Raw genomic sequence first — 25,787 nt, 5'->3', positions numbered from 1 at the left:
CACTAGGCTAAAGCATCGTCATGAAAATCCTTCTTTTGTGTTGGCGCGATTCCACCCACCCGCAGGGTGGCGGCTCGGAACGCTATCTTGAGCGCGTCGGCGAGTACCTCGCTGCCCAAGGCCACGAGGTGGTCTTCCGCAGCGCGCGCCACATGAACGCCGCCAAGCGCGAGCGCCGCAACGGCGTGCTTTATTCGCGCGCCGGGGCCAAGTTCAGCGTGTATCCGCGTGCGTTGTTGTGGATGCTGTTTGGTGCGCGCGGCGCTGACGTCGTGGTGGATACCCACAACGGCATTCCCTTCTTCGCGCGCCTGGCCACCCGCGCACCCGTGGTGATCCTGACGCACCACTGCCACCGCGAGCAGTGGCCGGTGGCCGGGCCCGTCCTGGCGCGGCTGGGGTGGTTCCTGGAATCTCGCGTGGTGCCCGCGCTGTATCGCGAGAACACGTGGGTGACGGTCTCGGAGGCCTCGAAGCGTGACCTGGAGAAGCTGGGGATTCACGGCGCGCACATCATTGAGAACGGCGTGGACCCCCTGCCGTCACACGTGCCCACCTTGGAGCGCGAGGCCGATATCCACCTGGTGACGCTGTCGCGCCTCGTGCCGCACAAGCAAATTGAGCATGCCATGGACACCGTGGCGCGGATTCCGGGCGCGCTTCTCGACGTCATCGGTTCCGGCTGGTGGGAATCCCACCTGCGCGAGTATGCGCGCGCCCACGGGGTGGAGGAGCGCGTGCGCTTCCGCGGTCAGGTGACGGAGGATTATAAGCATGCGCTGCTCGCGCGCGCTGATGTCCATCTCATGCCGTCTCGAAAAGAAGGCTGGGGTTTGGCAGTCATGGAGGCGGCCCAACATGGGGTTCCCACCGTGGGTTATACATTTGGCCTGCAAGATAGCGTTATCGACGGCAAGACGGGCGTGCTGGTGCACCACGAGTCCGAGTTCGCCTCAGCGGTGCGCATGCTTGTCGACGACCCCCTCCTCCGCACCCGTCTCGGCCAGGCTGCCCGCGAATTGGCCGCTACTTTTTCCTGGGAGAAAACCGGTGCGCGCTTCGAAGAGCTGCTAGAAGCGGAAGTACGCACCAGGCGGCGCTAAGCCCCCACGGGGCGGGTGCCGGTTGTGCGTTGGTGGTGGCGACGATGCTTCCCGCTTCGACGACCGCGCCCACACCGAGCTCCCCCAACCGGGCGAGGTCGCGGTTGTTCCAAGCTTCGGTGGCCGCCAGGTAGCGCGGCGCAGGCTCATCCACGTTTATGCCGTCGACGGTGAGCTCGCCGGAGTCGAGCTTGTTGGCGGCCTTGGAGTAAGGGTCGAGGGCAATGCCGCCGTCAAGCGGCACCATGGCGGGGCGGTCGGCGAAGAAGGTCAGGCGGCCGTCGAGCTCTTCGACGAGCTGGCGGTCGATGCCCGTTTCGCGTGGGCGTAACACGGCGAGCTCCCGCGGTGCATCGGGGGCCTGCAGCAGGCAGGCGCACAGCGCGAGTGCTGCGGGAAGCTGGCGCAGGGACGCGATACCCGCCACGGCCAGCGGTAGGGCGAGCAAGGTGAGCTTGGAGGAATCACGCACAAGGCCCGCGCCGGGGATGTGCTCCACGGCGAAGGCGATGAGACCGGGGGCGAGTGCGCCGAGGATGGCCAGGCCCATGCCGAGAACCGCCAGGGCCGCGAGCGGGCGCAGCTCGCGCCGGGGAAGGCGGGCAGCGCCCAGGACAGCGAGGGCGGCGACGGCAAGTCCCGCCAGGGCGAAGCCCTGCTCGCGGGAAGCCGGTACTGCTGCGGCATTCCAGATGCCACCGAAGCCGAGCAGCGAGCCGACCGCACCCACGTAGGCCTCCGCGCGCGGGGCAAAGGCCGCGGCCTGGACGGCGGGGTCGCCGTGGGTGGTAGGCGAACCGGCCACGAGGCTTGGAACTAGCCACGGCAACCACAACAAAACTGAGCCGCCAGCGAAGAGCCATCTTCTTCGCCCTTCGCGCTCACAGACAACCGCGATGAGGCCCCCGAAGAGGCCGCCGGTGGGCGTCAAGGACGCGGCCCACAGCGCCAACCACGCCACGCGCGGGCGCGCATGGAGGCAACCCCACGCGATCACGGGCGCTAACCAGGCGGCGACCGCCAACGACCACTGGCCCTGCAAGAGGCGCTCGATGATAAAAGGATTGGCCACCGCGCACGCCATCGCCGCGGCTGCCGCCCACGGGCCGGACTCGCGCGCCCACCGGCCCGCCACCCACGCCGAGGCGCTCGCGGCAGCAAGGATGAAGACCCTGGCCAGCCACGCCCCGCCGAATAAGGCAAGCACCCCGTCCTGCGGGGCGTTGCGGGCGGGCAGGTCACCGGCGCCGAAGGCGGCGGCGCTCAGGGCTGGGCGGTCAAGCAGCACCATGTCGCGCCACAGGAACTCGCCGGGCAGCACGAAGGGCCAACACACCGCGAGCACGAGCGCCACGCCCCAGGCGCAGAGGGCGGCGCGCACCGCAAGGGATGCTCGGGACACAGTCACGGGCGCCTACGCGCTCTGCGCTGCATGGCGGCGCATGAACATCGCGGCCGCCACCGCCAACAACGCCACGCCGATGGCCTTGCCTAGCCAGCCGATGAGGCTCAAGATTTTGACCGTGTCGATCACCCGGCGAACAGAGTCGAGGCGTTCGGTGCGGGTGGAATCGGACCAGGAGAGGGGGACGTCGAGAAGCGCACGCTCGTGCGTGTCATCGGCATCGACCATGGCCTGGGCCTGGCGCGCGTCCGTAGCCCAGAAGATGCGCGGGTGCTCCTCCTCGTTGACGATGGTGCCGGTCGTGGGCTCCACCCACACCGTGCGGCTCACGGCGTAGAAAGGCTCGAGGATGACGTGCGATTTCGGCTTGAGGCTGTAGCGCTCCAGGGACTCCGCGGAGTAAAAATCGCCCGCGGGGCCGGAGCGGCGGGCTTCGAAGGCGAAGACCTCCCCGAGCGAGACTGGCGCGACATCCTGGTGGAAGACGTAGGTGGGGATGCCGTCGAGCTTCTCATCGCGCAGGAAATCGATGGGCTCCGTGTCCTGGGTCAGCGGATCGAAGAAAGGATAGGAGCGCTGCTCCGCGCCGGAGGGAAAGAAGTAGCTGATGCCGTCGCGCTCCACCCGGTCTTCCACCTGTACGTCGAAGGCGGGCAGCTCGATGTGCTGCGTCGTGTTCGGCCCCGCCACCGGGTAGGTGGATTCGCGGTTGAGCTGGGATTCCTCGGTGATGTGCGCGATGGTCTCGCCGTTGAAGGTGAGGTCCACGGTGGACTGCGCGCGGGCCACGGAATCCTTCATCGCGGGGGCGGTGGTGGTGCGGCGGGTAAACGTGGCTCCATCGTGCTCCGCGTGGATTTCTAGGTTGAGGTCCCTGGGCAGCGGGCGGGATTGGTTGTTGTACAGCGGCGGAAGGATGGACCCGAGTATGAGGAACACCGCGGCGGCAATCGTCACCTGCGCTAGGCGGGAGCGAAGGAACACGTCAGCTCCGATCGGTCGAGGGATTCACTGCAGAAATAGTATCGTAGTGGGCCATGCGCTTTCTCCCTGAGCTCGAAGGCGTGCGTGCGCTGGCAGCGTTGGCGGTCGTGATCACGCACGTGTCCTTCCAGACGGCAACCGGCTGGGCCTGGGCTGAGCGCTTGGATTATGGGGTGGCGGTCTTCTTCGTGCTCAGCGGTTTCTTGCTGTGGCGTCGGCGGCATGCGCACACGGCGCGGCAGTATCTTCTTTCCCGCGTGGCGCGCTTGGCACCGCTGTATGTGGTGTGCGTGGTGGCGGTACTCGCCTTGCTTCCCGACGCCTCCCCCTTAACCCTCCCGCAAGTCATCACCAACCTGACTGGTACGCAGCTCTATATTGCCGATGGCCTGGTTCCCGGGCTTACGCAATTGTGGTCGCTGTGCGTGGAGTTCGCCTTCTATGCGGTGTTGCCGCTGTTGGCGTGGGGATTGGATAGGTTTTCTGTGCGTTGGCGGGTTGTGCTCATTGCGGTTGCTAGCGTGCTGAGTCTGTTGTGGGGCTTCCTACCCTTTGTCGCCGGTTATGAATCCGGCGATATCAACACGCAGATTTGGCCGCCGGCGTACTTTTCGTGGTTCGCGGTGGGAATGTTGGCCGCGGAGGCTGAGGCGGCTGGGGTGCGCCTGCGCGCCGGGCGCATTGTGCGGCCCGCTTGTTGGGTGGTGGCCGCGGGCTGCGTGTGGCTGGCTAGTCGCGAGTGGTTCGGCCCGCAGGGGTTGGTCCACCCGGAACCTGGCGAGTTTGCGCGCCGTATCGCGGTGGGTGCTGTGTGCGGGGCCTGCATCGTGGTGCCGGTAGCGCTGGCGCCGCGCGAAAGCTGGCTCTCCTCCGCTGTGATGCGGGCGCTGGGCCGCTGGTCTTATGGGGTTTTCATGTGGCATGTGGCGGTGCTGGCCATCGCTTTCCCGCTGTTGGGCGTGTCTGCCTTCTCGGGTGCTGCCTGGGATTTCGCGGTGGTGCTGGCTTTTACGGTGGTGGTCAGCTGCGTGCTGTCTGCTGCGACCTACGTGCTTGTCGAGGTCCCCGGCCGCGACCTCATCCGCTCCCTCGCCTTTACACGCGGTCGCATCACCGTTCCGCGTTCGTTGCCGCGCCAGGCAGATAGCCCTGCCGGCTCCGCTTCTGCGAGCTCTGCCAGTTCCGGATCCCATTCCGCTACCGTGGGCTCCGGATCCCTCGCCAGCGCCGCTGGCTCCGATTGGTTCGGTGGGCTGTTCACATAGCGTTTCGAGCATGTTCAAACGCTTCAAACAAACCTTTACATCGCCGCAGATGGTTTCTGACCCAAAGACACCTCGACTAATGCCTTTGAAACATTGGGCGAGCCGGCCTGGGCGTCCGGCGGTGGGAGGCAGTGCACGTGTGGCTGACACAAGCAGCTGCACAGGCGAGTCGCCGGCGACCGTCGTGGGCCGGGCGCGGCGAGCATGCGCGCGATACGCGCCGCCAGGTAGTCGGGGCGCAACGTGTCCAGCGTCACGCGCGGCCGCGGAAACGCAGCGCGACGAGCGCCATCGTTGCCGCGATGAGCAGGGCCAGAAGGACACGCGCCGAGGTGGACGAGTGGGCAACACAAGCGGGGGGAGCGTTGGGAGGCGAGTGGCGGGGAGCGGAGTAGGCAGGCGCGGCCATGACGCGACAGCGGTGGCAGCGCGCGACGGCCGCAGGCCGGCCACGCGGTAGGCGCGGTCAGCCACGAAGGACATGTGGAAGGTCCCGCTAGCGCCGGCGGGGATGAGGAAGGCTTGCGTGTCGGCATCGATGGAGCGCGGTTCGAGGGCCTGCGGTTCCGAGCTGGAGGCCGGCGTTGAGTCCGGCGCTGAGTCTTGTGCCGAACCTGACGTCGAGACCGCGGCTGTGCTGCGGGAGCGCAGCTCGCCGCGCAGGCCCTCGTTGAAGGCGCGGCCGGTGATAAGGAGGCGGTCGTGGTCGGCGGGCTCGATGGGCTCGCCGGAAGCGAGCGGGGCATAGCCGGAGTCGGCGGAGGACCCGGCTGCGGCGGCTGCCTGGTTAGAAGAAGTGGCTGAATCCGCAGAAGATGCACGCGAGGAGGCGGGGAGGGGATCGGGCAAGGAGGACGCGGTATCGGTCAACGCTGCCCAATCGCCGGTGGTGCGCAGGAGGTGTTGTCCGGCGGGTAGGCCGAAGGTGGTGTTGGGGGCGTGGGGGGAGCCGTCGATAAGCACTGTCTTCTCACCGGAGACCCGCACCGTCATATCGCGCGGGACGGTGAAGGAACGGATGAGAATGCGTTCGTGGTCCTGCTGGAAGAGGAACTGTTCGGCATCCGGCGAGGTATCGGGCACGGTGACGATGCGCCGCGGGGTGGGCTGGTCCACGACGGAGGCCTCGGCAATCCCGGTGCGGCGCTGTGGCTCGATGCGGATGGTGGAGGCCTGCGCGCCGGGCACGCGGATATCGCGGGCGCGGTAGGCCTCCATCGTGACCGTGACCTGAGAATCACCGTTGTGGATGGTCACCTCAGTTGTGCCGGTGGTCATCAGCCGCAGCGTGGGCGAGGTCCACGAAGAGTCGGAGTGCAGCTCTAACCAGCCGGAATCGCCGGGCGCTGGCCACCAGGCGGTGGAGTTTTCGTCGTCGACGGCCGCCGTGAGAGAGCGCGCCGGGTTCGCCCCGCCGAAGGCGGAGGCATCCGCGGCAGACGATGACGCGGTGACGCGGCCATCGTGCTCCACCACCTGGGTCAGCGGGCCGGCGGAGGGGTAGTCGCGCAGACGGTTGCGCACCGTCGATGGGTCGCCAGAGGTCAGCGGTGCGGAAACCGGGCCGGTCAGCGTGCCGTAGTTGCGGTCACGCAATGCGGGCGTATCGGTGACGATGTCCGCGTCGGAGGAGACCAGCTCATGCGGGCCGGAAAGGAGCGCGAGCGATTCCCCACCGCCCGCCACACGCGGCGGATCCGCAGGTGTCACGTTCATGGAGAGGTCGCGGTCGAAGACGACGACATCGACCTCCCCGAAGGTGTGGACCTCGCCTGGAATATGGGCCGAAGAACCGGAAATCAGGTCGTGGCGCACCGCGACGGCCCCGATGCCCAGGCGCTGCAACACGAAAGGCGCCGTGGCTGGGTCGCGCTCAATCTGCGCCATGGCACCGTCCATGCCACGGATGGCCTCGGGCGGGATGAGGGGAACGGCGTCGCGGACGGCCCAGGGGACGTCGAGAAGCGGCTGCGCCGGCTCATCGCGCGTCCAGCCCCAGTCCTGCCGCGCAAAGGAGGCCGGTGGGTAGATGAGCACGCGCGTATCCAGGCTGTTCATGAAGGAAGCGGCTTCCTGCCAATAGCCGGGCACCTCCTCGTAGGCCCCCTTCGGCAGCAGCCTGCCCGCCCACGCCGGGGCGGTCGCGCCCATCACCACGAGGCACACCAGAAGGCCCGCTGCTTCACGACGTCTCGGGGCCAACGTCCGCGGCAACCTCACCCGGGCGGCAATCGCGGCCACGCCGAGTACCAGTGGGATGCGCACCAGCGGGTCGAACTTGTGCACGTTGCGCAGCGCGGCCAGCGGCCCATCAAGCGCGTCGAGGTACCACGCGGCATGCGTGCCGAGCACGGCCACGCCCATGAGCAACACCGCAGACCAGAGGCGCGGCAGGCGCGCTAGGCCGATAAGGCCCAAGGCGGCAACGCACACGGTGACCAGCACGAAGACCGGCTCGGTGGCCAGCTCGTTGCCGGCGACGCGCTCGGTATCCACAAACGGCGCCCAACTGGTGGTGCCGCGCAGGATTTCCGCCAGGTTGAGCCACCGCGTGGTCACGCCGGCGGACTCGATGAATTCCGTAAAAGGCGGGGCATAGCGGCCCAGGATCAGCAACGGGGTAATCCACCACGCGGATACCGCAGCGCATCCGGCCAGCCAGGCCAGGCCAGTCTTGCTCGCGCGCCGCCACAGCAGAATCACACCCGCCGGTAGGCAAGCCGCCAGCGTGGCCGTGGCGTTGACCGCGCCCATGCAGGCCACCGCCACCACCGAGGGCGCGGCATCCCGCCAGTACAGCCGGCCCGGCCGCAGGAAGGGAAGCAGCACCCAGGGGGCCAGCATGACCGGCCAGGTCTCCGAGGAAATCGCACCCAGCGTGGTCAGCGTGCGCGGGGAGAGCGCATAGAGGAGGCTGCCCATCAGTGCGGCATAGCCCGGCGCGGCGGGAAGCACTGTGCGGACCACGCGGAAGAAGCCCAGAAAGCCCACGGCCAGGACTAGGAACCACCAGGCGCGCTGCGCTATCCAATCCGGAAGTGGATCCGCCAGCAAGAAGAACAAGCCCTGCGGGAAGAGATAGCCATAGGCCTGGTTCTGTAGCTGGCCCAGCGTGAAAGTATCGGTATAAGCATGCAGCGCGCCGGCCAAAAACCCAGCCGGGTTGGCCACCAGATCGTGCTTGGTATCGGCGGCGGTCAGCCCCCACGGCTGCACCAGAACCACGAGGGCTAAAAAGAAAAGCCCCCCGATGCGTGCGCGCACGCTACTCGCGGGAGCCGTACTCCGGCCCGCCCATCACGGCGTCGGAGGCCTTGACGGAGTTATCGTTCGGTACGGCATCTGCCTGCGAGAATTGGGCAATGCCCAGGATGGTTACGACTCCCAGCGCCACGCCGACGACCGCGCTGCCCAGGGCCGGGCCCAGGGTGCGCTTGTTGAGGGAATCGCTGTCGAATGCCATGGCGCCAGATTCTAGCAGCTAAAAGCTGCCTTTAGGAGTCGCTTTCTTCCGCGTCGTCCTCATCGTCGTTCTCCGGCGGCACGATGAAGACCGGTAGACCGGCGTTGCGCACGATGTACTCTGCGGTGGAGTTGTTCCACAAAGAGCGGAAGCCAGTGAGCGCGCGGGTGCCGGTGACGATGACGTCGATGTCGAGTTCTTGGGCGGCGTCGACAATCGCGCTCTGAATCGTCGTCACAGATTCCACCAGGTGGGCATGGCCCCTCAGCCCCAGGGTCTCCGCCTTGGCGATGCCCTGGCGGCAGATGGCGAGGGCCTCCTCGTAGGCCGGATCATCCTCCACGCTCTCCGGCGAGACCGTGGATTGGTGCAGCCCGGTGCGGCTGACGGCGCGGGCGGCCTGGCGCGCGGACGGCTCCCACGCGGTGAGGATTTCGACGTCGGTGGGGCGCAGAAGCCGCGCGGCGTACTCGAGGGCGCGGTCGGCGCGGTCGGAGCCGTCATAGGCAATGAGCATGGTCTCTCCGTTATTCATGTGGCCATCCTAACAACCGGTTGTTGCCCGTGCGGGTGCTTCAGGCACACTGGTGGGCATGAAAAAAGCTATGCCCGCCCTCCTGTTGAGTGCTATCTGTGCGCTAAGCGCGTGCAGTACGGAGCCTGAGCTTTCCGACGCCCCGCCCAGCAAATCCAGCGCCGCGGCCCCGAGCGCCGCGTCGGGCGATGCGGCACCACAGGAAGCCGCGCCCGAGGACGTCCGCGCCCGCGCCGCCGCCAAGCTCATGCCGCCTGCGCTGAACTATGACGATGCGCGCGCGAAGCTGGAGGCCGGCGTGGGCGGGCTCTTCATCCCGAGCTGGGCCGACCCCGAGCTGCTGAGCGATGGCCCGCGGGGAGTAAACGCTTTGCGTGAGGAGATGGGGCGCGACTTTGAAGTCTCCATCGATTTCGAGGGCGGGCGCGTGCAGCGCTTCTCCGAAATCTTGGGAGACTACCCCTCCCCGCAGGCCATGGCGGAAGGCCATAGCCCGGAGGAGGTCGAGGCCCTGGCCACGGAGATCGGCCACAGCCTGCGCGCCCACGGCGTGACGGTGGACTTCGCCCCCGTGCTCGATGTGGATGGGGGAGACCTGGAGGTCGTCGGTGACCGCGCCTTCTCCACCGACCCACAGGCCGCCGGCGAGTATGGCGCGGCCTTTGCCCGCGGGCTGCAGGCCGCCGGTGTGAAGGCCGTGTTCAAGCACTTCCCCGGCCACGGGCGCGCCTCCGGGGACACGCACCTGGGGGAGGCGGTGACCCCGCCGCTGGAAGAACTCTATGGACACGAGTTCGTGCCCTTTCACAACGCTCTCCCGCAAGCCCCGGAAGCAGCACTCATGATGGGACACCTCGTGGTCCCTGGTCTCGGCGAGGAGCCTGCCTCCCTCAACCCGCGGGCCTACCAGCTGGCCCGCGAGGAACTCGGCTTCGAGGGCACGATTTACACCGATGACCTGGGCGGAATGGCCTCTATTTCGGAGAACTTCAGCGTGCCGGAGGCCGTGGCCGCAGCCCTTGCTGCAGGTGCCGATATGCCGTTGTGGTCCACCGACGAGGACATTAACGCGGTCATTGATGCAGCTGCCGAAGTCGTGGTCCAGCAGGAGCGCGACTAGTAAAAACCAGCTGGCAGACGTTAATCTCGTACACGTGAAAAAGGCAATCGGACATAGGCAGCAGCAACGCAAGGGGCTCCAGGTGACTCTTGGCGTGCTCGTCGGCCTCCTACTCATCGCCGGCATCGCCTACGCGTGGGACGTGATGGCCAACCAGCACAAGGTTCCGCGCGCGACGTCGGTCGGCGGCGTGGACATCTCCCGCATGGAGCGCACCGCCGCGGTGGAGAAGCTGGAGCAGGAACTCGGGGATGTCGCGGCCCAGCCCGTGGATATCCGCGCCGGGGAGAAAAGCTCGCAGCTTATCCCCCAGGACTCCGGCCTGAGCCTGAACTACCAGAAGGCCGTCGACGGCATTCCTGATGCCTCCCTGAACCCCTTCTCGCGCCTGTACAGCTTCATCAAGCCCACCCAGGAGATCCCTGTCGCCGTGGATGTCGATGAGGGCCAGCTCTCCGGAGAACTCGAGCGTGTTGGCAACGATCTGAAGATCGAGCCGGAGGATGGAAACTTGGAGCTTATCGACGGCTCCCTCAAGGAGACCAAACCCAAGCTCGGCCAGGCAGTCGAAGAGGGAGAGCTGCACGAGGGCGTCGTCAAGCACTGGCTCGACCCCGAGGGCGTCGAGGTCGAGCCGATGGTGGTGGAGCCGCAGATTAATGATGAGGCGATTGAGGCCATGCGCACCGGGGATGCCGCCCGCGCGCTGGATAACCCGCTCACGCTGAAGGGCGAGAACAACACCACCGGCACCTTGCGCAAGCCGGAGATTTCCCAGTTCGTCTCCATCGCCGCGGAGGATGGCGAGCTACGCCTCAAGGTGGATAAGAACCGCGCGCGCGAGCTTTTCCAAGAGCGCATGCAAGGCTCCGAGGTGCCCGGCACCAACGCCAAAATTTCCTTCAGCGGCAACGACAAGCAGATCACGCCCTCGGTGGATGGCTCCATCATCGACTGGGAGAAGACCCTCGAGGGCTTCGAGGACCGTGTGAGCAGCGAGGACGACCGCGAATGGGATGCCGATTACAAGCCGGACCCCGCAGACTTCACCACGGAAATGGCAGAGAAGGCCACCTTCGATGAGACCGTGTCCGAGTTTTCTACCGGCGGTTTCTCCGGGGCCTCCGGCACCAATATCCGCCTGGTGGCCCAGGAGGTCAACGGTGCCGTGGTCAACCCGGGTGAGACCTTCTCCCTCAACGGCTACACCGGCCCGCGCGGTACCGCGCAGGGCTATGTGGAATCCGGCATCATCATCGACGGCCACGCGGGCAAGGCCGTGGGCGGCGGCATCTCTCAGTTCGCCACCACCTTGTACAACGCGGCCTACTTCGCGGGGATGGAGGACGTCGCACACACTCCGCACTCCTATTACATTTCTCGCTACCCGGCCGGCCGCGAGGCCACCGTCTACGAAGGTGCTATTGACCTGCAGTTCAAGAACACCTCGAACCACCCGGTGCGCATCGAGACTGACTTCGGCAGCGAGATCACCGTGCGCTTCAAGGGCGTGAAGACGGTGGAGGTGGAGTCCATCAACAACGGCCGCTGGGCCAAGACCGAGCCGCAGCGCAAGTCTGTGAGCGAGGACTGCTCGCCGTCGTCTGGCGCGCCGGGCTTTACGACGTCCGATACCCGCGTGATTAAGGATCTGTCCGGCAAGGAAATCTCCCGGGAGACCACCACCACGGTGTACGATCCGCAGCCCATCGTTACCTGCGGTTAAGCCATGACGCGGCCGATGCACACCGCGGTGAAGGACCCGGCGGACGTCGATCAGCTGGCCCAGCACCCGGTGAAGTTTGCTCGCGTCGCCGGCCTTTTTGCCGCGCACCGCGGCACGCTGCTGCTGGTGGTGGCGCTCATCGTGGCGACGTCTGGGCTGACCGTGGCGCAGCCTTTCCTCGTGCGCCGTACCGTGGATGAGGCCATCCCGCAGTATGACACCGCGCTGCTTTTGTGGCTCGTCGGCGGCATGCTGGCCCTCACGGTGGTGTCTCAGGCCATCGGCGGTATCCAGTCCTTTCTGTCGGCGCGGGTGGGGCACACCATCATGCACGAGCTGCGCACGCAGGTCTTTGCCAACCTGCAGCGCCAGTCGCTGCAGTTCTTTACCAACAACCGCGGCGGTGAGATTCAATCCCGCCTGACCAATGACATCGCGGCGATGCGCGGCATGGTCACCACCACGGCGACGTCCGTGGCCAGCAACCTCACCATGACGGTGGCCACGTTGGTGGCGATGGTGGCGCTTTCGCCAACCCTGTCATTGCTGTCCCTCATCGTGCTGCCGCCCGCCGTGTGGCTGACCCGCCGCGCCGCCGTGCTGCGCCGCAGCCTCATGGAGAAAAACAGCCGCGCGCAGGCGACGTTGCAGCAGACCATTTCGGAGAACCTGTCAGTCTCCGGCATGCGTTTGGCGGCCACGCTGGGCGCGCAGGAGCGGGTGTTTGACGGGTTTGAGAAAACCTCCCGCTCTCTCATTCGCTTGGAGCTGGAGTCCCAGCTGGCCGGGCGCTGGCGCATGGCACTCACCCAGATTATTTTCGGGGTCATGCCGGCCCTGATCTACCTGGTGGCCGGCCTGCGCCCGGGGATTACGATTGGCACGCTCATTGCCTTTTCCACCCTGCAGACCCAGATTTTCCGCCCCATTACCGGCCTGCTCAACGTGGGCGCGCAGTGGGTGGCGTCGATGGCGCTGTTCAGCCGCATCTTCGAGTACCTCGACCTAGAGCCCGAACTTACCGAGGCCACCGAGCCCGCTCAGCTTGCCGACGCCTCCCTCACCCTCCAGCACGTCTCCTACCGCTACCCCGGCACCGACACCGACGCGCTGAGCGATGTCTCCCTTTCCATCCCCGCACACACCACCACGGCCCTGGTGGGTCATACCGGTTCCGGTAAGTCCACGGTGGCCGCCCTTTTGGCGCGCTTGGCTGACCCTACCGAAGGCACCGTGCGCTTGGGTGGGGTAGACCTGCGCGATATTCCGCCGGCGCAGCGCGCGGAGGTCATCGGCGTGGTCTCTCAGGAGACCTACCTCATTCACGGCACCGTGCGGGAGAACCTCCTCTTCGCGCAGCCCGATGCCAAAGAGGAGCAAATGTGGACGGCGCTGAACGCCGCGCGCGTGGACGAGGTCATCGCCGCGCTTCCCGACGGGTTGGATACTCTCGTGGGATCGCGCGGCTACCGCTTCTCCGGCGGTGAGCAGCAGCGCCTCTCGTTGGCCCGCACGCTGCTGCGCCAACCCCAAGTGCTCATCCTGGATGAGGCCACCTCGGCCCTCGACAACGAAACCGAGCGCGCCATCCAAGAAGCAGTTCTCGGCGCTGATGCGCCCCGCCTGGTCATTGCGCACCGCCTGTCCACCATCCGCGATGCCGACCAGATCGTCGTCCTCGATGCCGGCCGCATGGTCGAGCGTGGCACCCACGCCGAGCTGCTCGCGCGCGACGGCGCCTACGCCGCGCTCCTTCGTGCTGCAGCTGACACTGAAGGTTCTTAACGAGCGCTTGTAAGGAATCTTAATGCTATCAACGATCGGTCGTGTGCTCAGTTAGAAACTGAGAATATAAATGGTTTCGAGCGCGCCTAAGCTGTCCCCTTGACGCTTCCTTTTTGTTTGCGCGTCAAAGGTTTTGGCTCCCTGCCAATATTGGCGGGGCTAATGGTCAAGTTCTCTGCTATTGCGCGACACTCTGCCCGGAAGGCTTACTCTGTATATTGGCTTTTCCGCATGTGACGGGCGTAAAGTTGGGTGGATTTACCCCCTTGAGGGGGTGGTGTGGTAGTTCTCACTCTATCGTGGGGTGGTGGCTGCGAAAACTATAGTTTAACTGCGAAAATGATCTCTTGTACAAGAATGGACGTTGGGGATTATCAGGGGGGGGCTAGCTGGTTTTATAGGGGGCAAGTATTTGCCGGGTATTTTGTTTTCGCCTCTGAGTATAAGATCTAGCTATGTAATCCACAGGCTGCCGTTAGTCAAAGCTGGAGGCCTGCGTAGATACCTCTTGCTCTCAGAATTGTTTCTCTCAACGGGCGAAAGATTCTTAGCGATGCGTCGGGCCGCGATCTGTGAACAGTGCGGAGTGGATTGCGCATAGTCAATGAGGCGCGGTGTCTCATTGTAGGACTCGTGTAAAGGACCAGTTTCCGTGAATAAGATCTCTCGTACCGCTCGTTCGGTTACCTTCGCTGCCGTCGTTGGCCTTTCTCTGGGTATCTCCGCTCCGGGGGCCCTGGCGCAAGACGGTACTGCTGTTGAGCAGCCTGTCGTTGAGCAGGGTGCTGTAAACAAGGCAAACATCGATTTCTCCAAGAAGGGCTCGATTACTCTCCACAAGAAGAAGGGGGCCGAGTCGGGTACTGCGGCTACCGGCCAGGAGATGGAAGGCGTGCCGGGTGATCCGCTGGCTGGCGTGACTTACAAGATCACCAAGCTGAACTATGACCTCCAGAACGGTGATTGGTCCACGTTCCCGAAGTCGGCTGCAGACGTCAACGAAGAGAATAAGACCTCTACCGTCAAGGACGCGACCACCGATGACGATGGTAAAGCTGCGTTCGACGGCCTGGAGCTGGGTATCTACTTGGTAGAGGAAACTAAGGCTCCGGACGGTATCGTTGCTGGCGCTCCGTTCATCGTGTCGGTACCGATGGTCAACGAGGCAAGGGATGCGTGGAACTACGATGTGGTGGCTTACCCGAAGAACACCGAGACCACGACCGAGAAGACTGTCAAGGATGCTGATCAGAACATCCAGGACGCATACACCTACACCATTAACGCTGACGCTCCGACCTGGGGCGAGGGCAAGAGTCTGACTGCCTTCCGCTTTGAGGACCAGCTGGACAAGCGCCTGGACTTCCAGAAGGTTACTGAGGTCAAGGCTGGTGAGACGACTCTGGCCGAGGGCGACTATACAGTCAATAACCCTGCTGAAAGCGGCAACAAGCTCGTCGTCACCCTGACCGAGCAGGGCCTTGCCAAGGTTAAGTCCGGTGACAAGATGTCTCTGACCTTCGAGGTCAAGCGCAAGGAAGTGGGCGACACCACCGAGCTGAAGAACCAGGCTGATGTCATCTTCAACAACCCGAACACCGGCAACGAGGTCAAGAACAAGACCAACGAGGTCGTGACCTATCACGGCAAGCTGAAGGTTGTGAAGAAGGACGGCAAGGAAGCCGGCAAGGTCCTGGAAGGCGCTGTGTTTGAGCTCTATCAGTGCACCTCGGCCTCCGACCTGGGTTCCAAGATCAAGATTGGTAACGCAGAGAACTGGACCACCGGCGCCGACGGTACCTTCACCATCGATGGCTTGCACGTCACCGACTTCGAGGACAACAAGGAAGCACCGGCTACCAAGAAGTTCTGCCTAGTCGAGACGAAGGCACCGGCTGGTTACGCCAAGTTGGAGAGCCCGATTGAGATCGACTTCACCCGCGAGAATATCGCGGAGACCGGTGAGGGTGACGATGCGATCACCCTCGTATCCGAGATTGAGAACATCAAGCAGGGTACGCCGAACCTCCCGATGACCGGTGGTGCCGGTGTGGGCATCCTGGCTGCTATTGGCGCGGCGATTGTTGCTGCTGGTGCTTGGTTCGCTCGTCGCACCGCACGTAACTAATAGCCGGGCATAGTTCCGGTGGTGCAGACTGTCCATGATGGTCTGCACTGCGGGTCGGGTAACCAACGTAGGGTGCTCGACCCAGTAAGGGGACTGGGCTAAGAATAGATTGCAGTTCCCTTCTTTCTCTCTCGTTGTTATCCCGGTCGCGCGGTGTTTGCGCGTGGGGCATTGATTTGGGTGGTGCGGGTCGTTGACTTCGGTGTTAGACCAAGATTCGAGCCGGCGGCACAGGCGCCGTGGAGGTCTAGTCCTTCCGGTGATAGTCGTTGTCATCGGGTTGTTGGTGATGCTGTACCCAGTGGTCTCGACCGCATGGAACAATTGGAATGCCTCACGGATAGCGCAGGAATATGCGCGACTGGATAAAGAGACACCAGCGCAGGTGCAAGACTCCGTATGGGATGCTGCGCATGCGTACAACGAGGAGCAGACTTCGGGTCCGATTCTGGATCCGTGGCTGAACCGTATCGGGGTAGATAATCCCGATTATGAGGCTTATCTGAATCAGTTGGGTGAGACCGAAGCGATGGCCCGCCTTGTATTCCCAGCAATAGACGTCGATCTGCCGGTGTTTCATGGCACCGCGGATAAGACACTGCAGCGGGGCCTGGGGCATTTGTATGGCTCTGATTTGCCGGTAGGCGGATCAGGAACCCATTCCGTCATTACAGGGCACACCGGCCTGGCGAATTCGACGATGTTTGATCATCTCGACTCTGCTTCTGAGGGGGATGTGTTCTACATCCAGGTGGCTGGCCACAAGTTGAAGTATGTCGTAGACGACATTCAAGTGGTGCTGCCAAGTGAAGTGGATAGTCTGCGTCCAGTCGCCGATCAGGACTACGTCACGCTGATTACGTGCACCCCGTACGGGATCAATACGCACCGCTTGTTGGTGCGTGGTCATCAGGTTCCTTTGGAGCCGGGAGAGGAGTCGGTGTTCGACGCCTCCCACGGACCGGGCTGGCAGTGGTGGATGTACGCGCTGTTGGCTGCGGTGATTGTCATTGGGTGTTGGCTGGTGTGGTGGCTGCGACGCCAGAAGACGGTTGCTGGAGCACAAGAAGTTATTAGTGAGGAAAGTAGCGTGCGGGAGTAAGGCGATGAAGAGGTTGACAAATGCGTGGTCGGCCCGAGTGGCTGCCGTCGGAGTAGCGTGTGCGATTGCGTTCGCAGGGCCGGGCATGGTTGCTGCAGAAGCGGTGCAGGTTGCCGGGCAGCAGTCCACTGGTGCGGAACGCACTATGGCTACGGATACAGTGACAATTCGGCTGACACAAGGCAATCCCAACGACGATGGTCAGGCACCCTCGGGAAAAATCCAAGGTGTCACAATTCATCTGGACCGGCTTGCCGGTTTGGACCCGACCAACGCTGACGACGCAGCTCGCGTACGGAACGCGAATCTCGACGAGGTTCGTGATTGGCGCACCGATGTGCACGTAGAGCAGATCACCAACGTCAACGGAGAGGTGACGTTTGATGGTCTAGCTCATGGCTTCTATGTGGTGACATCTTCGGCCCCGGATGATTCCTATCGGGAGATCAACCCGTTTGTGGTGGCGGTTCCATTCCACACGGTGGTAGATAACCCGAATCCGGTACCAGGAGTAATCGTGGCTAAGACCCACAAACCGGGTGAAACACCGACGCCGCCGACGACTCCAACGGCCCCGACAACTTCACCGACAACTCCGAATACTCCATCGACAACCCCGAGTACCCCGCGGACAACGCCGAAGTTTCCACCGGTGTTCCCACCGTTGATTCCCCCGGTACCACCGACGAAGCCAGGAGAGACACCGCACGAGCCTGGGGCAACGCCACCTAACAACCCGGAATCTGGTACAACCACAACTCCAGATTCCCCGAACCATTCGCAAGGGAATGGTGGCTCATTGGCAATGACCGGCGCAGAAATACTCGGTGTGGTGGCCGCAGCGTTGGCGTTGATTGCCACTGGTTTTGTGATGATTGCCTCTAGTCGCAGGAAGAATTCAGAAAGCGAGGGACGCTAATGTCCTGGACAGATACTCACTCGGCCGAGCGGGTAGTGTACCGCTGGCGGGTTTTAGCGGCGTTCATTGCGGCGCTGGCCCTCATTTTTAGCGTTGCTGCACCGGCTGCTCTGCCCGGCATCATTGGCGCTGTCGCCGAAGCACAAACCACGGCCCTGCGCACCGAGCTCTATTCTGCCGACCAACAAAGCCTGACTGCTGGCGACTCCGCAACATTTGAAGGCCACTTTGTTGACGCCGGAACCGTGGATGAGTTGGAGTTCACTGTTGAGACTGCAGGACTGGAGTTCGAAGGCTCGGCCTACACGCTGACTATCGACGGCGAAGAGATCCCCGTCCGCGAAGGAGACAACCTCGTTGTAAAATCAACCAGCTCTTCAGTGACTTTCCGAATCACTGGCCTTTCTACTGACGTGCCAGCAGGAGCAGCTTTCTCATTGAAGTTCCCAGCGGTCGCAGAGGATTCCGAATTTAGTGGGATGTCCGTCGATGCGCGGGGAGTAGCCGAGGAGACGCCCAGCACGTCTTCAACGGAATCCAGCGAAACCCCAGAAGCTCCTTCGGAAGTGACTGAGCCGCTGGAAATTGCTGACGTTGACGAGGCTCCAGCTCGCCTGATGGCAGCACCGAACATTACCCCGTACGCTGCAGGCGACCGAACCATCACGATGCAAAACGATGGTTACGTGCTCAAGGGAACCCGCTATATCCCGAACTTTAAGATTCCGGCCGGTGAGCTTTTTGGCGGCCAGCTGTCCATTCCGCAAGGCACGGTGGTTACCCTCAAATCCAGCGTTAACAGTTATTTATCGACTAACCCTGATGACCTGACGATCTATTACACCGGTGCCAACGGAGGTTGGTATGAGGCGAAGGTGACCTACAAAAGGATTAGCGCCAAGGAATACCAAGTCATCCTGCCGCAGATTACTATTGGTGGCACCGCACAGATTCAGTTTAAGGGTGTTCACCGCGGGCCAGCCGATACAGTGTTTACAGCTTCCTTCACCGTTCCTGCGAAAGAGGAGTGCCAAGATCCGGTTACAAGCAGACAGCCAAAGCGCGATCTCACCCCAGCTGAATTTGCCGACGGTAGCCCTGTCTACGTTGTAACCAGTGAACCTAAGGATCTTCGCCGAGACACTTCCATTCTGAGCCGTCAAGTCAACCAAGGCCGAGACTTTCGCCAGGTGGGAGAGTCCACTCCCTGGGTGTACAATGCTCTAGCCTTTGATTCGAGTGATAACTGGCTCTATGCGGTGAGCCAGAGTCGCGGCCGAAATGGTGATCCTTGCTACCCGGCAGGAAATCTCCTTCAGATCAATCCGGCAACCGGTGAAGTATATAATCTTGGGCCTATTTTAAAGGCCGGAAGTACCGGTACCCCGTTTGAAACGAGCGGCGACCGGGATGTCCTCAACGCTGGCGTGTACACCAGCGAGGGATTCTTTGTGGCCAACACGTCCACTTCTGGTAGCCGTCACCTTTATAAGGTCGACGTCGACAAAGTCACGGCTCAACGCGTGCTAGGAAGCCAGAAGTCCTACTCGGAGGACTGGGCGGTGCTCCCGCAGGCCCAGAAGTATATGTGGGGTTTCCAGAGTAAGGCTCAGGCAGGCGACAAGCTTATCCTTGAACGCATTGACACACAGACCGGCGACATCAGGACCTGGGATCTCACCGGCATCAAGACCTTCGATGGGCGCACGATCTCGAACCCCTCTGCTTCTTGGGGCAAGGCGTGGACCTACTCCAATGGAAACCTGGGCTTTGGCTCGGGTAGTGCGAATGCGAATCAGCTGGGCTTTGAGCTAAAGATCACCAACCCAGATGATGATAGCCCGAAGTTCGAGCTGGTCAACATAATGAACAACCTGCCTGCTTCATTTAACACGGACGCGGCCTCCGACCTAGTTCCGCCACCGCCAGGGCTGCAATCAAACATTGCGGTGAAGAAGCAACGCTCGGAGACCAAGGTGGTAAACGGCGAGGTGCGTACTTTCTGGACCATCTCCGTGGAAAACACCACGGATAACACCAGTTCGGGCGGCACATTCTGGGAATACCTACCAACGGATACTCACTATGGAGTGAACGCTTCCGGTCCCACTGCGAAATTCGAGGGATTTGGAGCAGGATCTACCGAGGTCAACGGTCAAAAGCCCGGGCCTGATCAGATTGCGCCGGGAACTGGTATTTATGCAGGCATGATTGTCCCATCCGGAGCGGACGGTGAGTCCCGATACATGATGGGCTATGTTGGTACTCTTCCAGGGCACGCGAAGGTAGAGTATGTCGTCTCTGCGCCGGTGCGAACAGATGAATACGGGAACCTCAAGACGGTATGTAGTCCGAACAAGGTTGCTTTCCAGGCTACGGACGGGGAGTCTAGCCCGGCTGAAGATGACAACGTCGCTACTGAAGCCTGTTTCAATAAGGTTGCCGTCGACAGCACACCGCAACCTGTTCCTGGTGCAGCGAATGAATATACCGCGAAGTACAACGTCGTAGTTGAGGCACCGGACGCACCTGGCTTCGACACCAACGACGTGATCTACGGCAAGCTCACGGACACCCCGAGGTTTGTTGGTGCTGCCACGGTTACTGGGGCCACTGTGATCTTCAAGGACGAGTTCAACAAGACCAGCCAGCCGCGTGCGTACCAAGGTGCCGGCCCCTTTGAGCTCAACAAGAATGACACTCCGAAGATCATTAAACCCAAGGGTGTTGACGGAAGCACTGGGCAGCACGTCTACGAGGTAACGGTGCGCTTCAAGCTGGATCGTTCAAAACTGGACAGCACCTCTGTACCCGCCGGCTACCCGAGCCAACCTTCAGGAAACACCCGCTGCTACACCAAGGGTGGCCTGTACGAGCCTAAATTTGGCCTCATGAATGAGGCAGAAATGGGCGGCTGGAAGGATACTGACTGTATCCCGCTGGAGACCAAGGAAACGATGGACGTCCTGCTCGAAAAGGCGAGCTATAACGCGGACAACCCGGACGAGATCCAAACCGACGGGTTACTTGGCGGCGCGCAGTTCACCGTCCACCGCAGTGATGCTAACGGCAACCTGAAGCTAAACGCGGATGGCAGCGTCAACGCTGATGCTAACCCCGTGGTGAAGCAGTCCACGACCACCACCACAGGCCGCGTCAAGCTCGAAGGCTTGGATGCCCCTGGCGTTTATTACCTCATCGAGACGAAGGCGCCGAACGGCTATAATCTGCTGCCCGCGCCGATCAAGTTCTCGACGGAGTGGGATCAGAATGGCAATGCAGTCATCAAGGTGCTCTCCGGGGGGACCGCGATCACCAGTAATAGGTGCGCTGAGTCTGACACCGCTGCCAACTGTGTGAAGAAGATCGGCGTCCTTCAGGTCGCTGACATCACCAAGGGTGCACTGCCCAAGACCGGTGGTGAGGGCGTGGGCCTGTGGGCTCTCGCTGGTGCCGTGATTATCGCGGCAGGGTGCTTTGCTTTGCGACGTCGCCGAGTATAGAACCAGCGCCTGCGGCTACTCCTAGAAAAGGCCCGCTCTTCCAATAACAAAAGGAAGAGCGGGCCTTGATGCATTTTCATCAGCGGCTAGGAATCTTGCGGGTCGTCGTCAAGCGCGGCGTCCTTGGCGTGGCTGACATATTTGCGCCACCAGTAGATGAGCAGAAGCACGATGATGACAGCGGCTGCCAGAATGACCCACATCCACCACTGCCAGTGAACACCCGAGCTGTTGAACGCAGCCTCATCTTCCGGATCCATCGGCACTTGGTGGCCGGTGACGAGCAAGCGGTGGGTATTAACACCGTAGGGGGTGCAGGTAATGAGCGTAACGAGGTCCTGGCCTGGCTCACGGTGGAGCGAGCTGGTGTCCGCAGGCTCGACAACCCGAATATCGTGCACCTCGTACTTGAGCTTCTCGCCGCCGGCGGCGATGTAGAAAGCATCGCCCTTCTTGACCTTGGTGAGGTTGTCCCACAGCGTGGCATTCTGTAGACCCGTGTGAGCAGAGAGCGCTGCGTGCCTGCCCTCGCCGTTCCCCACGCCACCGACAGGTAGGTCCGTGCCGTAGAGGTGGCCAGCGCCGCGGGAGAGTGCTTTTTCTGAGGTGCCGTGATAAATGGGCAGATCGGAATCAATAGAGGGGATGACGATGCGACCCATGGCATCGGTCTCCGACAGCACAGACAGGTATTGGCGGTAGCGCTGGTACTCGGGAGAGTTCTCGTCATCGGTGGTGGTCCAAGCGTCTTCCACACTGATTTGGCCCAGCTGGGCGTTGTAGGCCTGTGCCTCCTCCCAGGCGGTGTGCAGTACTTCTGGCGGGGCTTGCTTCTCCAGCTTGGCGTATTCCTCGGCGGCGCGGGATTGGGTGTGGTTGTTCCACTGCGTGGCCACGACGGGGTAGAGCAAGACACCGAGACCGACGAGGATCAGAATTAACGCAATGATGGCGTTGGGGTTGACGCCCTTCTTCTTGGGTGCGTCGCTGATTTCCGCTGGTTCGTGCTTGCCCATTGTGTCCTGCCTGTGGGGTTTGCTACCGCACGCCCTGGTATTGACGTGGGGGTAATTTTTGAATCTCAGGCTAGGGACGATGTAGCTCTGAGAGAAAACGTGTCTGTCTAGTCGCCGATAACGAAGCACAGGGCTTCATACCGATTCAGAGTGGCCTCGTCGATGGCTAAAATTTGATCAACCGCGCGCTGTTCGCGGAGCTCATCGATTGTGCGGGGCGCAAGATCTTGAAGTACATGCTCACGTTCAGCGCGAAGCTCCGCTGTGGTTTTGGGCGTGAAGATAGGGGCTGTCATGGTCCATCCTGTAGGTATGAAATTAGTCCATGAACTGGGAAAATACGTGGAGCCGACGACGGGAATCGAACCCGCGCCAGCAGCTTGGGAAGCTGCAGTTCTACCATTAAACTACGTCGGCGCAATGCAGAATGTGCATCGTCGTAAAGCTTAGCACCGCCGCCGCCCGAGGCCATAAAAGGCCCAGTGGGGAGGTAGACTGTGTGCCGTGCTTCTTTCCGATCGTGATATTCGTGCCGCCATCGACTCAGAGGGGCCTGATGCCTTGGGTATTGAGCCTTATGACGCAGAGATGGTCCAGCCTTCCTCCATCGATGTGCGCCTAGACAAGTTCTTCCGCGTGTTTAATAACTCGCGCTACACGCACATCGACCCCAAGCAGGAGATGCCGGACCTCACCAGCGAGGTGGAGGTGGCTGAGGGCGATGCCTTCGTGCTGCATCCGGGTGAATTTGTGCTCGGTGCAACGCTGGAGAAGTTCACCCTGCCGGCCAACCTTGCAGGCCGCTTGGAGGGCAAGTCCTCCCTGGGGCGCTTGGGCCTGCTGACGCACTCCACGGCCGGATTCATTGATCCGGGTTTCTCCGGACACATCACGCTCGAGCTGTCTAACACCGCGAACTTGCCCATTACCTTGTGGCCGGGGATGAAGGTGGGCCAGCTGGCCATCTTCCAGATGTCCTCGCCGGCGCAGGCCCCGTATGGCTCCGGCGCGTTGGGGTCGAAGTATCAGGGTCAGCGCGGGCCTACACCGTCGAAGTCCTATCTAAACTTCCGCTAAACAATCCGCATCTCGCCGGGCGAGACGGTAGCGCAGCGCCTAAAATAGCCGGTTATGCGTATGACTGTTATTGGTACCGGCTACCTAGGTGCGACTCACGCCGCCTGTATGGCGGAGCTCGGCCACGAGGTACTCGGTGTAGATGTTGATGAAAACAAGATTGAAGCCCTCAAGAATGGCCGCGTGCCGTTCTACGAGCCCGGCCTTCCGGAGGTGCTCGAGCGCAACATCGAGTCTGGCCGCCTGGGTTTTTCCACCAGCTATGACGACGCCGCGGAATTCGCCAACCTGCACTTCCTCGGCGTAGGAACCCCGCAGGCACACGGCTCCTATGCGGCGGACCTGACCTACGTGAAGTCCGTCATTTCGGAACTCGTGCCGCGCTTGAAGGGCGAGCACATCATCTTCGGTAAGTCCACCGTCCCGGTGGGCACCGCAGCGGAGCTGCAGCAGATGGCCAATGAGCTTGCCCCGGAGGGCACCAGCGTGGAGATTGCGTGGAACCCGGAGTTCCTGCGCGAGGGCTACGCCGTCAAGGACACCATCACCCCGGACCGCATCGTCCTCGGCGTCGGCGAATTCGCCGAGAGTCGTGCCGAAGAGGTTGCCCGCGAGGTCTATGCCAAGCCGCTGGCGCAGAACACCCCGTTCATCGTGACCGACCTGCAGACCGCGGAACTGGTGAAAGTCTCCGCCAACGCCTTTTTGGCCACCAAGATTTCCTTCATCAACGCGGTCTCTGAAATTTGCGAGATTGCCGGTGCGGACGTGGTCAAGCTTGCCGACGCCATCGGCTACGACGAACGCATCGGCCGCAAATTCCTCGGTGCGGGCTTGGGCTTCGGCGGCGGCTGCCTGCCCAAGGATATCCGCGCCTTCATGGCGCGCGCCGGCGAGCTGGGTGCGGACCAGGCTCTGACCTTCCTCCGTGAGGTCGACGCCATCAACATGCGCCGCCGCGATCGCGTCGTGGACTTGGCCAAGCAGGCTTTCGACGGATCCCTCCTCGGCCACCGCGTCACCGTTCTGGGCTGCGCTTTCAAGCCCAACTCCGATGACGTCCGCGATTCGCCGGCGCTCTCCGTGGCCGGTTCGCTCTCCCTGGCCGGTGCCGCCGTCACGGTCTACGACCCGGAGGGCATGGAGAATGCCAAGAAGGTATTCCCGACGTTGAACTACGCGGCGTCGGCAAGCGCGGCACTCAAGGACACCGAGCTGGTCATCCTCGCCACCGAGTGGCAGGAATTTCGCGACCTCGACCCGGCTGAGGCTGGTGCACTCGTGGCCCGCCGCCACATTATCGACGGCCGCAACGTGCTCAGCGTCGATGCTTGGCGTGCCGCGGGCTGGACCGTCGAGGCGCTTGGTCGCGTCCTTCCGGCACAGTAAACGCCGCAATCACGGTGGTCAGCGGCACCGCGAGTGTCAAGGCCATCGCGCCCAGCAGGGAGCGCAGAACCTCCGTGGCGACGAGGTCGCTGGAGAGGATCTGCAGGGCTGGGCGCTGCGCCGCCGTGATGAGCATGAGCAGGGGAAGGGCCGCGCCGGTATAGGTCAGCACGATGGTGTACACCATGGAGGCGATATGGTCGCGGCCCACCTTCATGGCTGAGGTAAAGAGCGTGCCGGGCCCCACCGTCGGATCGGCGGCGTGCAGCTCGCGCACGGTGGAGGCCTGCGCCACCGCGATATCGTTAAGGCTGCCGAGCGCACCGATGATGAACCCACACAGCAGCACGCCCACGACGGAAACCCCCGGCATGTAGAGCAGCAGCTTGAGGTTATCCTCCGAGCTTGAACCCGTCAGCGCCGTGCTGCTTATCGACGCCCACCCCAACGCCCCCGAAATCGCTAGCGCCACCAATGCGCCGCCCAGGGCGGAGGCTGATTTCCAGTTCACGCCGTGCACGAGAGGAACGGCGAGGAAAAGGATGGCCGCGCAGGTAATGAGCGCCAGCGGCAGCGCCGAATGGCCCTCGATGAGGGAGGGGATGAGGTAGAAGAACACGATGGCCAAACTGATACCCAGGCCCAGCAGCGCGCGCAGCCCATGCCAGGCGGCGAAGGCGATGATGATGACGGCGGCGATAACCGCCCACAAGCCAAGGTTGCCGGCGCGCTGGAAATCGGCGAAGGCATAGGTGCCGTCGCTGGAGACGGTCAGAATTACCTCGTCACCGGGGTGGAGGGTCGGGTCACTCGCCACGCCATAGAATACGATCTGCGTTTTGCGGCCTGCGTCTGCGCCGGAGGTCAGGTCAATGAGGGCGCGGGTGCAGGAGGTGTCGTCGCCCTCGGCGGGGATGAGCGGGGCCTCATCGAAGGCGCGGCCCGTGTGGGGGTCGGAGCATAGGTGGTTATCCACGGTCTCCACGGTGCCTTCGACCTGTGGATGGTTGAGGGCGTAGGTGGTGGAAAAGTCCGGGCTGGTGTGCTCGGTGAGCGCGCTGGTGGGGCGGAGGATGAACAGTCCCGCGAGGGTTGCGAGGGCCGTGATGGCAAGAAGTCCGAGGAGCCCCGTGCGCCACGGGCTGAGGTTAGTCATGCCTACTATTGTGAATGAGTTTCATAATAAAGAAAAGTATTGCTGACGCGATCAACAAGTTATCCACAGGCTGGCGGTGGTGCCATTGTGTGGTGTGGGTGGGGCGTTTAG

The 25,787-nt window shown here is 62.7% G+C and carries 18 protein-coding genes, 1 tRNA gene and 1 pseudogene; 11 read left to right on the top strand and 9 right to left on the bottom strand.

The genetic code is table 11. From position 1 onward, the window contains the following. The first annotated feature begins 20 nt into the window (after positions 1-20). Positions 21-1,103, top strand: a complete 1,083-nt coding sequence (locus HWX44_RS06325; RefSeq protein WP_175973759.1) for a glycosyltransferase family 4 protein — start codon at positions 21-23, stop codon at positions 1,101-1,103. On the opposite strand, the gene HWX44_RS06320 is transcribed toward HWX44_RS06325, so the two are convergent. Together HWX44_RS06320 and HWX44_RS06315 are read right to left on the bottom strand one after the other, a co-directional pair. Next, positions 1,027-2,505 carry a hypothetical protein gene (locus HWX44_RS06320; RefSeq protein WP_175973757.1) on the bottom strand — a complete coding sequence of 493 codons (1,479 nt, stop codon included), beginning with the start codon at positions 2,503-2,505 and terminating at the stop codon, positions 1,027-1,029. The two genes, HWX44_RS06325 and HWX44_RS06320, sit on opposite strands and share 77 nt — an antisense overlap. Before the next feature lie 12 nt (positions 2,506-2,517). Next, entirely contained in the window at positions 2,518-3,492 is a 975-nt protein-coding gene (locus tag HWX44_RS06315) for a DUF3068 domain-containing protein (RefSeq protein ID WP_175973755.1), read from the bottom strand. Between the two features lie 53 nt (positions 3,493-3,545). On the opposite strand from HWX44_RS06315, the gene HWX44_RS06310 reads away from it, so the two are divergent. Next, positions 3,546-4,757: an acyltransferase family protein gene (locus HWX44_RS06310; protein WP_254868137.1), complete on the top strand. Its 1,212-nt coding sequence runs from the start codon at positions 3,546-3,548 to the stop codon at positions 4,755-4,757. A gap of 1,845 nt (positions 4,758-6,602) precedes the next feature. Here HWX44_RS06310 and HWX44_RS13285 read toward each other — a convergent pair. From HWX44_RS13285 to HWX44_RS06295, 3 genes and pseudogenes are all read right to left on the bottom strand, one after another. Further along, positions 6,603-7,973, bottom strand: a pseudogene (locus HWX44_RS13285) (alpha-(1->3)-arabinofuranosyltransferase domain-containing protein); the annotation flags it as partial. Between the two features lie 49 nt (positions 7,974-8,022). Next, the gene (locus HWX44_RS06300) at positions 8,023-8,220 is read right to left on the bottom strand and encodes a DUF2613 domain-containing protein (RefSeq protein ID WP_010188604.1); all 198 of its coding nucleotides are present in this window, start codon (positions 8,218-8,220) and stop codon (positions 8,023-8,025) included. A 31-nt stretch (positions 8,221-8,251) separates the two neighbouring features. Further along, positions 8,252-8,755: a universal stress protein gene (locus HWX44_RS06295; protein WP_046647573.1), complete on the bottom strand. Its 504-nt coding sequence runs from the start codon at positions 8,753-8,755 to the stop codon at positions 8,252-8,254. Positions 8,756-8,813: 58 nt separating this feature from the next. Between HWX44_RS06295 and HWX44_RS06290 the strand changes: the two genes are divergently transcribed. From HWX44_RS06290 to HWX44_RS06260, 7 genes are all read left to right on the top strand, one after another. Beyond that, entirely contained in the window at positions 8,814-9,875 is a 1,062-nt protein-coding gene (locus HWX44_RS06290) for a glycoside hydrolase family 3 N-terminal domain-containing protein (RefSeq protein WP_070744211.1), read from the top strand. Positions 9,876-9,909: 34 nt separating this feature from the next. Continuing rightward, positions 9,910-11,601: a VanW family protein gene (locus HWX44_RS06285; RefSeq protein ID WP_175973752.1), complete on the top strand. Its 1,692-nt coding sequence runs from the start codon at positions 9,910-9,912 to the stop codon at positions 11,599-11,601. Positions 11,602-11,604: 3 nt separating this feature from the next. Next, positions 11,605-13,386 (top strand): ABC transporter ATP-binding protein, encoded by a 1,782-nt coding sequence (locus HWX44_RS06280; RefSeq protein ID WP_175973750.1) that lies wholly within the window; start codon positions 11,605-11,607, stop codon positions 13,384-13,386. Positions 13,387-14,038: 652 nt separating this feature from the next. Next, positions 14,039-15,514, top strand: coding sequence for a SpaH/EbpB family LPXTG-anchored major pilin (locus tag HWX44_RS06275; protein ID WP_175973748.1), 1,476 nt, complete (start codon positions 14,039-14,041; stop codon positions 15,512-15,514). A gap of 193 nt (positions 15,515-15,707) precedes the next feature. Beyond that, a complete protein-coding gene (locus HWX44_RS06270) occupies positions 15,708-16,616 on the top strand; it encodes a class C sortase (RefSeq protein WP_444843287.1) in 909 nt (302 codons plus the stop codon). A gap of 4 nt (positions 16,617-16,620) precedes the next feature. Next, positions 16,621-17,535: a surface anchored protein gene (locus HWX44_RS06265; RefSeq protein ID WP_175973746.1), complete on the top strand. Its 915-nt coding sequence runs from the start codon at positions 16,621-16,623 to the stop codon at positions 17,533-17,535. After that, a complete protein-coding gene (locus HWX44_RS06260; RefSeq protein ID WP_175973744.1) occupies positions 17,535-21,038 on the top strand; it encodes a DUF6923 family protein in 3,504 nt (1,167 codons plus the stop codon). The genes HWX44_RS06265 and HWX44_RS06260 overlap by 1 nt, the downstream gene beginning before the upstream one ends. Before the next feature lie 86 nt (positions 21,039-21,124). On the opposite strand, the gene HWX44_RS06255 is transcribed toward HWX44_RS06260, so the two are convergent. The 3 genes from HWX44_RS06255 to HWX44_RS06245 form a co-directional block, all read right to left on the bottom strand. Further along, positions 21,125-22,054 (bottom strand): class C sortase, encoded by a 930-nt coding sequence (locus tag HWX44_RS06255; protein ID WP_175973741.1) that lies wholly within the window; start codon positions 22,052-22,054, stop codon positions 21,125-21,127. Between the two features lie 107 nt (positions 22,055-22,161). Then, positions 22,162-22,350 carry a hypothetical protein gene (locus HWX44_RS06250; protein ID WP_070448130.1) on the bottom strand — a complete coding sequence of 63 codons (189 nt, stop codon included), beginning with the start codon at positions 22,348-22,350 and terminating at the stop codon, positions 22,162-22,164. 47 nt (positions 22,351-22,397) lie between these two features. Next, a tRNA-Gly gene (locus tag HWX44_RS06245) sits at positions 22,398-22,471 on the bottom strand. An 87-nt stretch (positions 22,472-22,558) separates the two neighbouring features. Between HWX44_RS06245 and dcd the strand changes: the two genes are divergently transcribed. Both dcd and HWX44_RS06235 read left to right on the top strand, forming a co-directional pair. Beyond that, positions 22,559-23,131: a dCTP deaminase gene (dcd, locus tag HWX44_RS06240; RefSeq protein WP_070523734.1), complete on the top strand. Its 573-nt coding sequence runs from the start codon at positions 22,559-22,561 to the stop codon at positions 23,129-23,131. A 60-nt stretch (positions 23,132-23,191) separates the two neighbouring features. Next, positions 23,192-24,520 (top strand): UDP-glucose dehydrogenase family protein, encoded by a 1,329-nt coding sequence (locus HWX44_RS06235; RefSeq protein ID WP_070624243.1) that lies wholly within the window; start codon positions 23,192-23,194, stop codon positions 24,518-24,520. On the opposite strand, the gene HWX44_RS06230 is transcribed toward HWX44_RS06235, so the two are convergent. After that, a complete protein-coding gene (locus HWX44_RS06230; protein ID WP_175973739.1) occupies positions 24,450-25,676 on the bottom strand; it encodes a YibE/F family protein in 1,227 nt (408 codons plus the stop codon). The genes HWX44_RS06235 and HWX44_RS06230 overlap by 71 nt on opposite strands. Positions 25,677-25,787 lie beyond the last annotated feature (111 nt).

This window comes from Corynebacterium sp. Marseille-Q2823, from assembly GCF_903645345.1.
GTDB classification, from domain to species: Bacteria; Actinomycetota; Actinomycetes; order Mycobacteriales; family Mycobacteriaceae; genus Corynebacterium; species Corynebacterium hiratae.
Note: the sequence above shows the minus strand (reverse complement) of the source record. Positions and strands in the feature narration are given on the sequence as shown.